The 16,064-nt window shown below is 44.9% G+C and carries 12 protein-coding genes; 10 read left to right on the top strand and 2 right to left on the bottom strand.

Going from position 1 to position 16,064, the window contains the following annotated elements:
- The first annotated feature begins 91 nt into the window (after positions 1–91).
- Genes AN477_RS01575 through AN477_RS01590 form a run of 4 tightly spaced genes read left to right on the top strand, consistent with a single transcriptional unit; the run spans position 92 to position 4,501 of the window.
- Positions 92–1,957 (top strand): RiPP maturation radical SAM C-methyltransferase, encoded by a 1,866-nt coding sequence (locus AN477_RS01575; protein ID WP_054967416.1) that lies wholly within the window; start codon positions 92–94, stop codon positions 1,955–1,957.
- A gap of 5 nt (positions 1,958–1,962) precedes the next feature.
- A complete protein-coding gene (locus AN477_RS01580) occupies positions 1,963–2,544 on the top strand; it encodes a DUF5825 family protein (protein ID WP_157061759.1) in 582 nt (193 codons plus the stop codon).
- A 14-nt stretch (positions 2,545–2,558) separates the two neighbouring features.
- Positions 2,559–3,275, top strand: a complete 717-nt coding sequence (locus AN477_RS01585) for an SDR family oxidoreductase (RefSeq protein ID WP_054967418.1) — start codon at positions 2,559–2,561, stop codon at positions 3,273–3,275.
- 20 nt (positions 3,276–3,295) lie between these two features.
- Positions 3,296–4,501 carry an MFS transporter gene (locus AN477_RS01590; RefSeq protein WP_054967419.1) on the top strand — a complete coding sequence of 402 codons (1,206 nt, stop codon included), beginning with the start codon at positions 3,296–3,298 and terminating at the stop codon, positions 4,499–4,501.
- A 47-nt stretch (positions 4,502–4,548) separates the two neighbouring features.
- On the opposite strand, the gene AN477_RS01595 is transcribed toward AN477_RS01590, so the two are convergent.
- Together AN477_RS01595 and AN477_RS01600 are read right to left on the bottom strand one after the other, a co-directional pair.
- The gene (locus tag AN477_RS01595) at positions 4,549–6,501 is read right to left on the bottom strand and encodes a prolyl oligopeptidase family serine peptidase (RefSeq protein ID WP_054967420.1); all 1,953 of its coding nucleotides are present in this window, start codon (positions 6,499–6,501) and stop codon (positions 4,549–4,551) included.
- Positions 6,502–6,513: 12 nt separating this feature from the next.
- The gene (locus tag AN477_RS01600; RefSeq protein ID WP_054967421.1) at positions 6,514–7,674 is read right to left on the bottom strand and encodes a CapA family protein; all 1,161 of its coding nucleotides are present in this window, start codon (positions 7,672–7,674) and stop codon (positions 6,514–6,516) included.
- Between the two features lie 232 nt (positions 7,675–7,906).
- Between AN477_RS01600 and AN477_RS01605 the strand changes: the two genes are divergently transcribed.
- The 6 genes from AN477_RS01605 to AN477_RS01635 all read left to right on the top strand — a co-directional run bounded on the left by AN477_RS01605 (position 7,907) and on the right by AN477_RS01635 (position 16,042).
- Entirely contained in the window at positions 7,907–9,133 is a 1,227-nt protein-coding gene (locus AN477_RS01605) for an aminopeptidase (protein WP_169787830.1), read from the top strand.
- Positions 9,134–9,185: 52 nt separating this feature from the next.
- The gene (locus AN477_RS23605) at positions 9,186–9,785 is read left to right on the top strand and encodes a tyrosine-type recombinase/integrase (protein ID WP_169787831.1); all 600 of its coding nucleotides are present in this window, start codon (positions 9,186–9,188) and stop codon (positions 9,783–9,785) included.
- A gap of 362 nt (positions 9,786–10,147) precedes the next feature.
- Positions 10,148–11,548: a hypothetical protein gene (locus AN477_RS01620; RefSeq protein ID WP_054967425.1), complete on the top strand. Its 1,401-nt coding sequence runs from the start codon at positions 10,148–10,150 to the stop codon at positions 11,546–11,548.
- 27 nt (positions 11,549–11,575) lie between these two features.
- Positions 11,576–13,591, top strand: coding sequence for a hypothetical protein (locus tag AN477_RS01625; RefSeq protein WP_054967426.1), 2,016 nt, complete (start codon positions 11,576–11,578; stop codon positions 13,589–13,591).
- A gap of 174 nt (positions 13,592–13,765) precedes the next feature.
- Positions 13,766–14,581, top strand: coding sequence for a GGDEF domain-containing protein (locus AN477_RS01630; RefSeq protein ID WP_054967427.1), 816 nt, complete (start codon positions 13,766–13,768; stop codon positions 14,579–14,581).
- Positions 14,582–14,638: 57 nt separating this feature from the next.
- A complete protein-coding gene (locus AN477_RS01635; RefSeq protein WP_054967428.1) occupies positions 14,639–16,042 on the top strand; it encodes a lytic transglycosylase domain-containing protein in 1,404 nt (467 codons plus the stop codon).
- Positions 16,043–16,064 lie beyond the last annotated feature (22 nt).

The following is a 16,064-nucleotide window of genomic DNA, read 5'->3' on the forward strand; positions in this document are numbered from 1 at the left end:
AATCAAGTCAATACATATCCCATTTTAAGTAAAGCGTAAGTATAAGGGAGTAGTAATATCTTACTCAAGTCTCCGGAAAAAGGTGATTCAGTTGAAGATCTCTCTAGTGAATATGCCTTGGCAAGCTTTAGATTACCCTTCTCTAGCCTGTGGTATTTTACAAACAGTTATATCTAAACTCAGACCAAATGACGAGGTATTAGAATACCACGGAAATATAAAATGGGCCGAGTACCTGTTAGAAATCACATCAGGAGATATCACGCCAATTGAGTACAATATAATTTCCGACAATACTTTTTACTATGGTGCAGGAGATTGGGTCTTCGGAATTGCAGAAAAAGATAGGACTTCGTGTGGGAAGGACTATATAGGATACCTGACTGATATAGGTGTTTCCAATGACATTATCCGACTCGTGATTAACCTCCGTAAGCTTTCTAATGAATTTGTCGAAAGATCATCGCGAGAAATATTAAGTACTAAACCCGATGTCGTCGGATTTTCCACCACATTTATGCAAAATGCTGCATCACTTCAGGTGGCAAAAAGGATAAAAGAAATCTCATCAGGCACAACAATCGTTTTCGGAGGCGGAAATTGTGACGATCAACAAGGATTAGCGTTACACAGAAACTTCCCGTTTATAGACTTTGTTGTTCGTGGCGAGGGTGAAGAAACTTTCCCACAATTACTAGACGCAATTGAGTCTGGAAATGGATTTGAACAGATTATGGGACTGTGTTGGAGAAACAGGGAAAAACAAATCGTACATAACGAACAGAGTAAGCACCCTGTTCCCATATGGAAGGTTCCCGAGCCAATCTATGATTCCTATTTCGAAATGATTAATCAATCCCCTATTCGAGGTTATATTGAACCAAAACTTACTTTTGAGGGTGCCAGAGGCTGTTGGTGGGGTGAAAAAAGTCAGTGCACTTTTTGTGGACTAAATGGGTCAAGTATGGCGTTTCGGAGTAAAGATCCTGAATTACTTGTATCCACTATAGAATCTGCAGTTAAGAAGTATCAAACACTTGACGTGATAATGGTTGATAACATAATTGACACGAAGTTCTTTTCTACTCTTCTTCCTAAGTTACGTGATGATGATTGGGATTTAAGAATGCACTATGAAGTAAAATCAAACCTTAGTGAAGAGCAAGTTAGTATGCTCAAGGACGCAAAAGTGTTTCACATACAGCCCGGTATCGAGAGTCTAAATACCAGGGTTTTAAAACTCATGAAGAAGGGGGTTACAGGTACCCAGAATATAAAGTTACTTCGATGGTGCGAGGAGAGCAATTTGGACGTGTCATGGAACTATTTGTACGGGTTCCCGGGTGAAGAACAAACTGATTATGACGATATTATCAGCCAGATTTCTTCATTACATCACTTACACCCCCCGGCTGGGGCAACACGTATAGCACTTGAACGGTTTAGTCCATACTTTGAGGATTCGTCATTAGGTTTAACCAACTTAGGGGCTGCCAAGTTTTATAGATATTTATATGAGTTGTCCGATAATGAATTGGCAGAAATGGCGTATTTATTCGACGCGACACGGCAAGGTATCGATGAGCAAGTGGCTCTCAGATTAAAAAGAGAATTGGAGAAATGGATTAAAAATTACCCAACAAGTACATTAGAGTATTTTGCGCTTCCTGGTGGCCAACTTCTAATTGAGGATCGACGGATGCCAAATCAAAAGGAATACATCATTGAGAATCCTATTTTAGCTCGAGCGTACATTGAATTATTTAACGGCCTTACAATAAGCTCTTTGTCTAAAAAACTGATATCACAGTTTGGACACCAGGAGGCATGCTTAGAAGACTTTCTTAGCTCATGGATTAATAGTCAAGTTAATTTAGGGCTAGTATTTCGTGATCGGGAAAGGTTTACTTCGTTAGCAACCAAACCTAACGCTCAAAGAATTAGGATTGTGGGGTAATGCAAATGCAAATCTTATCACGCATTAGATACCTTGACAAGGAGGAATATCCCTCTTTCGAGGAACTGTCGAATATGATAGATAGTGGTGCTGAAAGGTGCGAGGCAACAGTGAAATTCGACTTAAACAGTCCCGGTTCCACCGTACACGCAATAGAATTTTTACGTAATGCCATGGCTTTGGGCATGAGGGTATCCTGGAGGTTAATTCTAGAGTCTGACATTGAACTTTCAAATCTATACCACATTACCCCTCCATCCTCGTGTAATGGTGATACGTCCGTAGTAAAAAAATGGGCTGAAAACTATCACTATGGCTCATTTTTCTGGAGGAAGGGACCCGACTTTGTAATTATAAAGGATACTCGTGATGAGAATAATTCCTCCCAGTTCGTCATTGATGATCCTGAAACTCTTGAAGCCTTCTATAAATGTCTTACCCCCCAACAACTTCGAAACATAGACATCGTTGATAATCCAATAATAGAAGAATTGGTTTCAGAAGGAGTAATTCTAAAACTTGGGGATTGGCTTTTAACTTTGCCATACAGAATTCATAGCTGGCCGGTACCTTACGATTCGATTTAGGGGAGGTGATTAACTTGCCAAAAACAGCTATAGTCACAGGTGCAAGTAGCGGAATAGGACGCAGTATTGCGGAACTTCTCGCTTCGAAGGGATATAATCTTGTTGTGTTATCTAGGAGAAAAAAGCTATTAGAACAAATGTCCAAGGAAATCATGCGCAAACATGAAGTAGCGGTGGAACCGTATGAAATAGATATAGCGGATCCTATCCAGGTTAAAAATACGTCTCAGGAGGTTCTGAACACTCATAATAAAATTGACGTTCTAGTGAATGCAGCAGGACATGGTAAGGGTGTAGGACGAGTGCTTAATATTAGTGACGAAGACGTGGTGGATCAAATCTCCACTAATTTGACAGGTACAATATTACTCACAAAGTCCTATATTAAGCACATGGAAGAGGGACACATAATTTTTATCGGTTCCATATTCTCATCCGTCCTCTTGCCTGATTGGAGCATTTACTCGGCGGCAAAACATGGTTTGCTGGCATTTTCCAAAACGTTACGTACCGAGTCAAAGAATACTAAGGTAACAGTTGTAGATCCAGGGTCTGTAGATACAGATTTTATATATACTGCTACCCATGGCTCACACCGTAACAATTGGCCCTATAAACCATTGGATCCCGGTGATATTGCAGAAACAGTTCACTGGATACTGTGTCAGCCCCAGCATGTTGAAATAACTCACGTGGAAATAAAGCCTTGGAAAGAACGCCAAATTCCATAAACGATGGGAGGGATCCGATTTTGCTCAAAGCACTAAGAAAACCACAATTTCGCCTATTATGGGGTGGCCAAGCTATCTCCGCGTTGGGGGATTCTAGTTACCAATTGGCTTTAAATTGGTTAATCGCTACGCAATTTGGAACTGCCCAGACGATGGCAATTGTGCAGATGGCAAGTGCTCTTCCTACAGCGATCACCCGTCCTCTTTCTGGAACATTAATTGACCGGTGGACCCCGAAGTTTATGCTTACATTCTCGAATACTGCAATGACAATATTGATGGCAATTTTTGCAGTTGTTTCACTTCACAGTCAGCACTTTTTGGTGATAATAACTTTAATAGCGTTATTCGGAGTATTCAGCTCAAATATTGAGCCCGCGTTTTTTACCAGTATTCCAGAAACAATGAACAATAAGGATTTGGAGTCCGCTAACTCTGCGATTGTATTTCTGTATTCACTAACCGGCATGATTGGCCCTGTCCTTGGCGCGGCATTAATCACACTTATGGGGAATTCTTCATCATTTTGGTTTGACTCTGGTACATTTTTATTGGCGGCGCTGACTACTATTGTAATTAAATACAAACACAGGTCACAAGAACACCCCAAAGTTGAAAAGAATCTTCGAATGAAAGATAGCTGGCTATGGATTCTGAAGAATCCTTGGGCTGTTAGAGTTCATGTTACCGAAGCAATGGCTAATCTATTATTAGGATTATTTTGGGCAGGATTTCCAATCGCATTACGAACTGGCGCTAATGCTCATATACTTAGCTTTGGCGGAGGATACACATTAATTTATGCAGGTGCAACTCTCACATCGTTGTTTTCAGGAAAGTACCTTAAACGTATTAATGATAAAGGTTTGATCGCCTACCTCAGTATCAGCGGCTTAGCGATAGCTATCTCGCTAAGTGTAGCCGGAAAAACAGCATGGATGTTATATCCGTCCGCTTTCGCTATTGGAATATTGCTGCCTTGGTTTAACCTGATTTCCCATCAGTCTCTTCAAGAATCGGCACCAAGAGAAATGCTTGGAAGAATAACTTCAGTAGGAAGTTTGTTGACAACAGTAATGAGATTTTTAGGTTACTTCCTCGTTGCAGTATTTAATCAAGATGTTTTGTTCACTTTTGCTACCTCCGGCATTATAGTTTTACTCATGATAGGCTTTGTCGTTTTTAGAAGACGCTCACTAATGAATGATGTGGCTGCATCACTCTAACGACATTAAACTGTGGCTAAAAACCTGATTTTTTAGCTTCACAAAAATCAGGTTTTTAGTTTGTTCCATAAAAACGTTTGAATATCTGCCCACTCATCGATCAGAGTTTGGAGTGGTAAATTGAATCCGTGCCCGACGGTATCTGTCAATCGTAAGAGTAACTCTGGATTGTTTGTGTTGGAAATAGTCCACGCAAATCTTATGGCATGAGATGCATCGACTATAGAGTCACCAATATCGGCCATTATTAACATAGCCGGGTACTTTTCCAATTTTCTTACGTTGTGTAACGGGGAGTAAGTCTTTAGATGTTCGAAATCCTCGCTGTTATTCGGGTCCCCATATTCAGGTATCCACATATCTCCTATACCGTAAGTGTGATACGACAGCATGTCTGTAAGAGGCGACTTGCATACTATCGCCCCAAATAGGTGTGGGTTTTGTACTGCACATGCACTAACTAAGAGTCCGCCGTTACTTTCACCTTGAATCGCTAGTTTGCTTGGAACTGTATATCCTTTGTCAATGAGATATTTTGCGGCTCGCGCAAAATCCGTAATGGAATTTTGCTTTTTTCGAAGCCTTCCTTCTTCGTGCCATGCTTTACCCTTTTCTCCCCCTCCACGTACGTTCGCCAATGCATAGATGCCTCCACATTCCAACCAGCAACTTACGAAAGCAGAGAAAGTAGGTGTTATGGTGTCACCAAACCCACCATAACCATACAGAAGAGTCGGCTGTGGTTTATCATTAGAATAGTCTTTTCGGTGAACAATGAACATTGGTATAAGAACGTTGTTTGTCGATGGCACCTTGACATGATCAACTGCAAATTTTGAAGCATCAAAGATTGTTTCTCCCTTCCACAAAGGTTCTACTAAGCAACTGTTGGTATGGAGAACATAGACGGATGTAGGATTAAGGAATGAACTAAAGGCGAAGTAGAGCACGTTTTCCTCAGCGAAGCTTGACCAGTCAACAAGAGTTCCGTAGTCCGGAAGTTCAATTTCGGTTTGCTCCCCCGATGCTATATTTATTAACCTTAATACATGAAATGCATCATGACAGTATAAGCATGCAATTATATCGTTAATCAGTACTGCTGTTTCTAACAAATCGCCAGTACCTGTAACCACCATTCGGATAGAATCAAGACTGTCTACTCCGCCGATCCCTATGATGGACCCATTCTCATGATAGAAATCGGTTAGAAAATAGAATTCATTTTCGACGTTGCCTATAAAGCGAAAGTATGAGTTACATTCTTTAAACAGGTGTCGGAACGAACTGGTAAAGGGTAACTCACATATAAATAATTCTGATGACTCAGTAACGCCAAAAATCGCCTCAATTAAAAGGAACTTGCCATCCGAACTAATTGTCGGGTACACGACGGCGTGTTCTGAAAACTCCGCTGTCCATATTATTCGAGAATAGTGGGCACTAATATCATGGAATATAAGTAAATGCCTATCTTCAATTCGGGTAGCATAGAAAAACCCACTAGAATCCCCTAACCATTCAATTTGTGTGTCTTCGTTACCAATTAATTCGTATGGAAGATATTCGCCAGTTGTAATATTTTTTATACGTATAGAGGTTAAGTCATTGCCTCCGTAAAATACCGCATATGAAATATAAAGCTCGTCTGGAGAAACTTTATAGTCATGCAACGTGGCATTGTCTCCGCCATCCCACACTCTGGGGTCTACGATTACACACGATTCACCAGATATAATATTGTATTTCTTAATGGATGGATGATTATCAAGTGCTGTGTGGAATTGATAATATAATGATGAACCAATTCTGGCAGGGACGGAACACTTCTTCGTTGAAAGCAGACTTTCAATTGCTCCAACAATTTCGTCACGTTTATCTGATTCCGCATAATACATTGAGGCCTGTTGTTGGTGGGTAACAATCCACGAGGAATTAATGCCTGGGAGGTGTTCCTTTGCCCAGTCTAAAAGCTTCTCTTTGTTTGCGACGAAGTTCATTCACAACACTTCCTATCTCCCAAAAATCCACAGAATATCAAAACCTTCTAAGGCAGAGCGTTCTAATTTCAATTGTGGAAGATTAGCTTGTTTTGTGCAGGATAAAAAATAATCCACCACGTCTTTATTTGAATCATTTTTACTTGCTCTTGGCTTACCGTCGTTTCCTATAATACAAGGAGCAATTCCTACACGTATCCCCAGGTCACTCACCTCCAATAAAAAGACAGCGGTATAACGACACTCAGGAGGATATGGATAAGTGGGATAGCCTTGCCTTTCCCAAATTCCAAAGTCACCAATCTGTTCGGAGATTGAAGAAATAGTTGTGTCGTCGATTTCGGTCTGCATCTTCAATCTGTTTGAAACGTTTGGTACATCCATAAGGAAATTACCCAAACCGTACAAAATCGGTTTTCCATCATGAAACTCTATACCTCTAAGCGAATGATGATGGTGGCCAATTACTATATCTGCTCCCGAATCAATACACATATGAGCTGCATTTCTCTCAAAATCAGTTATCACGCTTGGCTTCGTAGAATCACCCCAGTGGGCACAAACAATAACATAATCGACGTTTTGCTTTAATTTCATTATGGATTCAGATATTTGTTGAGAATCATGCTCATCCATTAAAGTAATTACTTGAGGAATAATTCCTGGGCTCCAGGACTTTGCATCAGGGTGAGCATAAAAGTCATATGTGCGTAATGGTGATACTCCTGGCAGACCCTGCCTTGCCTCATATCCTTGAGGGAACACTGCAGTAAAAGAGAGTATTCCAAATGTATTCCCCTTACGGCTAACTTCAACTGGACATCGAGCTTTTTCCAGATTTTGTCCAGCACCTATCGTTTTAATACCGATTGAGGCGAGTGCTTCCAAAGTTGATCTGAGGCCGGTATAGCCTCCGTCTAATGCATGATTGTTTGCTAGAGAAACCACCTCTATTCCTGTATTATCCAGTAGTTTCACCATTCCGGTAGAGCTTATTAAAGGAAAACTGGCATTGGGTACGGGCTCAGTTGTATCGCAATACACTCCCTCATTATTTGCGATAGTAAAATCACCACTTCTGAGGATACCCTCAACTTCCGAAAATGGGCTATCTTCTAAATCCCTGTCAATAAAAGTGTCACCAATTGCCATAATTAAAACTGGTTGTTTCATAAAGTTAAGCTCTCCTTCGTTTGGTTCGATAAATCTAATATGAATATATTGCAAAGAGCGAATGATCATACATTTCTTATGCGACTTTGTGGTTTAATGTTATCACACTATTCTGTTTATAACTTGCCTGATATAGCATCTTTAGCGGTAATAAGATGGGGGTATTCCCGAATATATTAAGCTGGTTGGCTTGTTCCATGTTCATAATGCTTATTTATGGGGGAATCAATTAGTGGATTTTCAAAGAAATTTAAGGGAGTACGCGAAGCTAGCTGTTCGCGTAGGTGTAAACATACAGCCCGAGCAAGGCCTTTTCGTTCAAGCTCCTGTCCAAGCGGCCGAATTTACGCATCTTATTGTAGATGAAGCTTACCAAGCTGGGGCTAGAGTAGTTGATGTGGAATGGTCTGATGGGTATGTACGAAAAGCTAGGCTATCTAATTCTCCGTTGGATGAGTTAAAAATCTTTCCGCAATGGCGTGTGAATGGAATACTAGAGCGTGCGAAAAGTGGATATGCCTTCCTTACCGTCGTATACCCTCAGCCAGGGTTAATGGACGATATCCCTGTTGAGCGCCATTCTGCGTCCCAACAAGCTATACTAGAAGGTCTATCTGAATTCATTGCTATGCAAATGTCACATAAGGTGCGTTGGTGTGGTATTTCTGTAGCCACACCTGAGTGGGCTAACCGAGTATTCCCAGGCCTCCATTATGAGGAACGGCTTTTACATTTATGGGGAATTGTATTTAACATTACTCGGGTTAATCAGGAAAATCCACTTAAAGCTTGGGAACATCACATTAGCTCACTTCGGTATAGAACAGACAATCTTAACGGTTACCGATTTTCACGCCTACATTATAAAAGCCCAGTTACTGATTTAACTATAGAACTTCCGAGGGATCACGTATGGCAAGGGGGTGTTGGGAGGGCAGATAACATAATCCAAAGTATACCGAATATACCAACGGAAGAGGTATTCACTGCTCCAATGCGAACTGGGGTGAACGGCTATGTTACAAGCACGAAACCAGTGGTGTTTAACGATCATATCATTGAAGGCATTCGTATAGTGTTCCAAAATGGTAGAATTGTTGATTTTACTGCGGAAAAAGGATATGAGGTGTTAAAAAGTATTATTGAGACCGATGAAGGCTCTCACTATCTTGGGGAGTTGGCTTTAGTACCATATAGCTCACCTATATCACGGACTGGATTAACCTTTTACGATATTTTATACGATGAGAATGCATCCTGTCATTTAGCAATTGGTGCAGCATATCCGGCATGTATTAAAAATGGCACAGAAATGTCAAAAGTAGACCAGTTGGCAAAGGGGCTTAATAACAGTCTCATTCATGTCGATTTCATGATAGGTTCAAAAGAACTTAATATTGACGGAGAAACTGAGGACTCTAAAGTTATTCCGCTGTTTAGAAATGGGGAATGGGTATAAAAGAAGAGACCATACCTATACTAGAGCCTGGCGCCATCAAGAGCCTGTTCAATTGGCTGACGGAAGAAGAGTTCGTTATCCGGAATCCAACATTGAAGCTCAAAGAGCCAAAGCAGGGCAAGAGAATTCCAAAGGCACTGACTATCGAGGAACTGGGACTTCTCCGAGATTCCTGCGAGTCTACTATGGAACACGCTTTTTCTTCGCGACAGGTGGCCGTCTGGCGGAAATACAGCAAGTGAACCGCAATGAAATCGATTGGCAACGCGGAGCGCTGATGGTTCTAGGAAAAGGCGATAAAGAACGGGAAGTGTATTTTGGTGCGATAGCTCGAATATGGGTGCAACGGTATCTCCGAGAACGTAATGACAATGACTTGGCTTTATTTGTCACGACTAGGAATCATTACCGGATGTCGGTTCACCAAATGCAGTACGTATTCAAACGGATTGCCAAACGGTGTGGGCTTGAAACGCGAGTTTCACCACACAAGATGAGACATACGCTGGCCACATTGTTACTGAACCAGGGCGCACCACTAGTGGCTGTTCAGTCCATTCTTGGACACGAAAAACCGGAAACAACGCAGTTGTATGCGACTTTGAGTGGAGCTTCAAGACAACAATCATATCAACGATACTTTGTTCAATGAGTCAACGATAGGCATGGATCTGGACGTGGCAGCGGATACGACCACTGTTTCAGTGTAAGGGTTTCTCCGGACAGTGAGAACCGGGAAAGGCTGCCTTGGATGGCGCCGCGATTTACATATGACCTCTTCATCAAGGCAGAATGCCCTGTGACAAAGAGGTCATTTTGTTTGTCAACGTAAAGTTCTCGAACACAAATTTTTTCGAGTTACTTCGTGCACCTGCATGTAAATAGCCGAGTAACGGGAACGACCCATCCCCCTTGGTGACCCACAAGGATTGGTACCAAAATGGCACATGAAAGAAATTGGGGCGTGATAGACTTCGCATCAGTGAAGTAATCAGGTTGAAGGGGGATAAGTGTATGAACAAGACAATGCTCGCAATCGTTTCAGGCACATCCATACTGACTGGACTTACTGCGGGTTTTCCCGCGACAGCACTAGCCGCAGGGCAGAGCTACAAAGCGTACCCGACGCACATCTACCTGAATGGGCATGACATTAGCAATCCGTCTCACATTGTGGCTAAGGAATATCCGAAGGCCCAGGAACCGACAAGTTGGATCCCGATTTGGTACTTGATACAGGCACTCAAATCGCTCAACATCCAATCCACTTGGAACGGGGAAACGTGGAATCTGCAATTGCCCACAGGGATGAGCGTGAACCTAGATAGCCTTCCAGCAGTTCAAAAAGTGAACACAGGTGAAATGCAAATCTCCCTAAACGGAACTGTGGTTCAACATGCACCGCGTATTGCTTATAAGGATCCGGGCGGGAATGTCGTAACCAGCTACGCTCCCGTTTGGTACCTCATGCAGGTATTGAAGCGTGTAGGTATTCAGTATACGTGGGACGGAATGAACTGGAAAATGTCTCAGGCCGTGAACACGACCAAACTCGATGTTGTGAAAGATTTTATTCAGGTATTACACATTCAACTCGATTCCAGTGGAACGAATTCCTTTGATGACGTATCAGGCCGTGACTGGCCCTATGTTCATGCTGCAATCGAAAAAGGGTATTTCCAGCCAGTCAATTCGACACATTTCGGTTCGTCAGATGCTATCGACATGAAAACCGTTGACCATGCTTATCAAGCGTATATTGGTATCCCTGACAACGGGATGGGATGGCAAGCCGGTGGGGATTTGGCTAAATGGGCGAATATCATCGGCTTAAATCGTGACCTCAACACGACAAGCTCCATGTCCACAGTAGATCTGACGCAACTGAATGAAAACCTGAACCGGCTCTTCAATGGCTACTACAAAGACGGCTCGGGGACGTATCACCTAGTGTTCAAACCATACAATGCGTACCCGATATATCACAAAAACAAGGAAGTCACCGAAGCCTTTGTTTCGTTGGGAAAAGCAGACGCCATTCGGAACATTGACAGCATTACCATGACCAATACCGGTGGGCACGAAGTCTATGACATTCCTGGTTTATCGAGTAAATCTCCGGAAGAACTCACTGTAGGCAATGTCGGAATTGCAACGAGCAATACCTACTACAGCCTAAATCATGGTGATAGTTGGAAGTTTGCAAGTGGCTTCTTCGGCTATGATTCAAGGGATCCAGATAACGGGGGAACATCAAGTCCACCATCGAGGGTGCTGGTAACAGATGCCGGTGAAACACATATCATGGCTGCTGAAATCAATCAGTATGACGGGATTGCATTTGGCGCGGTAGACATCACATTTGATGCAAATGGCGCTCAATTCGCCTATTCCAGCGGTTCGGCGAACCAATAACCGAGCCAACGGAAAGGAAGTGAGAATTTGCGGTTGAGTCCGAAATTCCGAATGGTCGCTGTTGGGGCGTTGGCTTGCTTGGCGGTCGTGTTTGGGGACATCAGTTACGCGTTCGCCTACATCAGTCGCGGATGGAGTCCAGCAAGCACAGCAGGCTACTCCGCCAATACGCAGTACGGCATGATGATCCAAGGGGGGACAGATTTTCAAGTTCTTCAGTCGAGTGAACCAGCGTTAACAGGCATGGGACAAGCTGACCTCTTTCGTTACGGTGCAGATGGCATCCATATCATTGGCGGTACGGATTCTTTGGGTGGTATTTGGCACTTTGATCGTGTGTCGCACAATGGTATCTCCATTGATTCAGACAATGGTTATCTTGAAGTCGATGACAACATATCAACCATCGACCAGTGGATTGCTGCGTTGAACGGGAATCAATCATATGTTACCTCGCAATTGTGGCATACGACTTGGGGAGATCGCGCTGGGGATCGGTTTAATACGGCATCGATATCACAGATTGTGGACGAATCGGGAGGGAAATTTGCACCCAATGCGAGCAATTACAATGATACGGTGTACGCCACGCAACCACCTAAGGCCGAAGTAGGGGTCGTTGGATCGACGCAGACCGTGCAACAGGGTCAGCTAGTCGAGTTTTACAATCATGCATTTATCGAGGGGTACCATTCTAACTATCATTTCGAATATGTAGAGGTCACGAATTCGAACGGGCGAAATGTGACAAGCCAGGCTTTCGCTGAAAGTTCCCTTCAAGGGAGAGCACCATATAACGGTGAAACGTTGTATACCTCAAACGGAGCTGTCATGGTAGAGGTGAATGGGGGCGGGCCAACAAGTCAGCCGCCAACCTATGTGGAAACGGTAGACGGCGGGGATGCGCAACCCAACATCATCCATACGTCCAACCTGGTGCCCGGACGCTATACGATCACGCTTTACGTTAAGGATTGGTTCAATCGTTCCGCGTCTGCCGCTACGGCGACATTTACAGTGACACGTGGTAAGAATCCGCCACCTCCCCCAGGCGGTAATCCACCCCAGCCACCATCTGGAGGAAGGGGAGGCGGTGCATCGTGCCCACCGCCATCAATCCCATCCAAACCAGCGAATCAAGTGTTGAGCTACAACTGGGCGCCAGATGGGGCTGGCGGGCAGATTCTCACTTGGACGGATACCAACTGGTTGCTGGAGACGATAACGGATTCTAATGGCTGCGTCATGTACGAGTGGGTAGATGAGCCCAAGACATACTCTCATGACTATCCACTCTCTGTCAGTAACCATGAGATTACAGGGCTCTTTTATGACCCCGGTCGGCCGGGGGATTTATGGTCGCCGACGAATACCACAGCTTCGCAAGTGAACAATGACGGATACTTAGACGGTTCCACCGTTGCTGGCAATCCAAGTTTGCCGACATACGGAAACCCCAATGGCACTCCTGTTGTCTATACCAGAGTCGGGGGTGGCTTTTCGTTCCGATTGATGTGGACGGGTTCTCCGCATGACATGCCGGATCGAGCTGAAGTTGCGTATCACTTGGTGAATCCAGATGGAGAAACACGCGGTTGGGATAAATCGTTTGACTTACTGCCACAGACAATATTCAATCAGGGGGACGTTCCGGTCTGGGATTCTTATGGTAATGGCTATCCGCCACCGGCTACGGAATACGGGTGGGCCTATACGTCAATACCCAAATACGCTAGCCCCGGTACACCGAGCTCATATTCAGAATTGACGGCTTGGAACTTGACGGGCGCATCAAGCGGGGCCGCCCATATTCGAGCAGATGTAACTTTTACAACGGGCACAGGGTCAACCGTGACTTGGCACCATCCGGATTTAGCGCAAATGTTAGGCTATCCAACTTGGTACTATATTCACGAGATCCCGGACCCAAATGCCCGGTATGAGCAGAACCAGCCGAACTATACACGTAACTCCACGTATTCTTTTCCTCAAATTCAGGCCAATGGACAGTTGTTGCCTGCATATCACACACCAGCGCCATAGCAAAACAAAACCGACGGGCTTCTCCTACTGGGGGAGGCTCGTTTTATTTGAACCCCATGCTCCCGTTATCCGACGCGACATTTTCAATGTTCTCCGCGCTCCCTCAAATATGGTGTGAAAATGGCACAAACACTCCATGCCATATTGGTACGCTTCGATGTAAGGGGGGATTCGATGCACCCGTACATCGTTCTCATTGAACGACTCTCATCTGGAGCTTCCTGGGAAGATGCTGTGACGTCTTTCTGGATCGACATGGGTGCCGTGAAGGTGGAGCGCTTTGTCGAAGGTCACCTCACAGCAGGAAAGGAGTTTGCATCATCGGAAGTTGGTTCAATCCGTGAGCGGGATACGCTCGACGTGAAACTGACCACTGCGACATACAAACTCTATCTCCACAAGGGCACCCATCTCATCGACGAACTGAACGCGATCCGATTCATCAAGGGGCTCGACTGGTTGCTTCATGATCGCGAGTTTCTTTATGAAAGTGCGATTCACGATGCGTTAACCGGTGCACTGAATCGCCGTGGACTCATCGAGTGGTTCGAACAACGTCGTCGAAGTGAAGGTGGGTTTGTCCTTGCTTTCTTCGATTTAGACCACTTCAAGGAGTTAAACGATACCAAGGGACATCAGCAGGGGGATGAGGCGCTGAAAGAAGTAACAGCCGCATTACAGAAGATGTTGCGAAGTACAGACGTCGTGGCCCGATTAGGTGGAGATGAGTTCGTCTTTATCGTTGACCAAACCCCATGCCATCCCAATATAAAAACACGTCTACAGGGAATCATTCGTCAACTTCCACTCAAAAAGTACGGACTGACACTGACGGTGGGGACAGCCTGCTTCCCGGCGCACGGTACCGAGTTGCCCCAATTGATTTCGAAAGCCGATTTCGGATTGTATCAGGGCAAGGCTCAAGGCAGAAATGCAATCGTACTGTGGGAGGAGTGCCATGTAGATGGTTCAACGAAGGACCTTGTCTGACCGTGCGGGCACGCTTCGTGCCACGCCTCATCGATGTTCCACTGTGAGGGGTTTCCCTTGAGACGATTTCGACACCTTTTGAGCATTCCCCGTGACCCGAAGGACGTGTTTCGCTGGCTGATGACCCAACTTGTTCTGTCATTGGGCGCTGGATGGATACTCGGCTTCGCGGCTTTGTTTATCGCTGCCATCATGTTGTTTGGTTTTCTCCTTGGAGATTATCAAGGGAACGGGGCTGGCACACTGAACAATTCCGCGAACGGCATCTCTCTCAGTTCAGCCACAATGGCCCAAAACAAGGCATTGCTGACCCATTACGATGAAATCGCATCCGCTTGGGCGGCGGGGCTCAGTGAGAACCAGGTTCAACAGGTTCAAACCGAACAGGTGGATTTGCCGGGGGCTGTCCTTCTTGGCGTCGGGAAGATGGTGAATAATTTTGCCCCGACGAATGGCCATCTGTATTACAGGTATCTAGCCCCTATCTACAAATGGCAAACATTCACGGACATCACAATCACCTATCACGAGGTCACGGAGCAAATTAGAGGACAAACGGTGTCCACCTGTCAGGCAACGGAACAGAAAACGCCCTTCACCATGCTTATCACCGCGAACACCTGGGATGGTACTTTGGTGAATTCGTACAAGTGGGTCACGACACGGATAGGCAGTGGTTGTAGTGGCACGTATACCAAGAAGATTGAGTTGGCGAATACGAAGAGAACGTACGACTGGTCAAGAATTTGGCACCTCTTCTCGCATGTTCAGGCACACAGCGATGGAAAGCCGTTTACGATAAAGCCCAATCAGACGAACCAGGATACGCTGGCTGGTCTGATTGGAATGGTCGATTACGGCCTCACGGACCCATATGTGCAAGCGATGGTGAACGCCGTCCTTTTCCCAACCGATTCAGATGTAACGCTGACAGGGCATATGGAACCGGCGGATGGAAACACGATTCACGACATCCTGAGATGGAAAGGCGCGATTAAGGCGGCCGCCAAAAAGTATCAGGTTCCGGCTGTCCTCATCGCCGCTGTGATGTATCAGGAATCAGGCGGTCGCCAGCACTTTTCCGATGGGCGTCTGAAGATTTCGTCTGCTGGGGCGATGGGCCTCATGCAGGTCGAACCCTCTACCGCAGCAGGGTTGATGGTCGGTGGGAAACCCATTGGTGTGAATGCGTATGCAACGTTGGCCAATCCGTTCATGAACATCGAGATGGGTTCCATGTACTTATCCGAGCTATACCACGAGTTTGGCAAGAGTCCGGCTGAGACGGAAGCCGCGTACAACGCCGGACCTGGTGCGGAAGAGACTGCACTCGCACAGGGCCATCAAGTGGCCCAAAACGAACAAACCATCCAGTATGTGCAAAATATTCAAGGGAGCTGGATCCCTGCGCTAACCCCCTATTTCGGATTGGACGCGAATCAATCCTCAACTACCAATTGACCTGGCACGATGTTGGCACCAA

Source organism: Paenalicyclobacillus ferrooxydans (genome assembly GCF_001399675.1).
In the GTDB taxonomy this organism is placed as follows: domain Bacteria; phylum Bacillota; class Bacilli; order Alicyclobacillales; family Alicyclobacillaceae; genus Alicyclobacillus_B; species Alicyclobacillus_B ferrooxydans.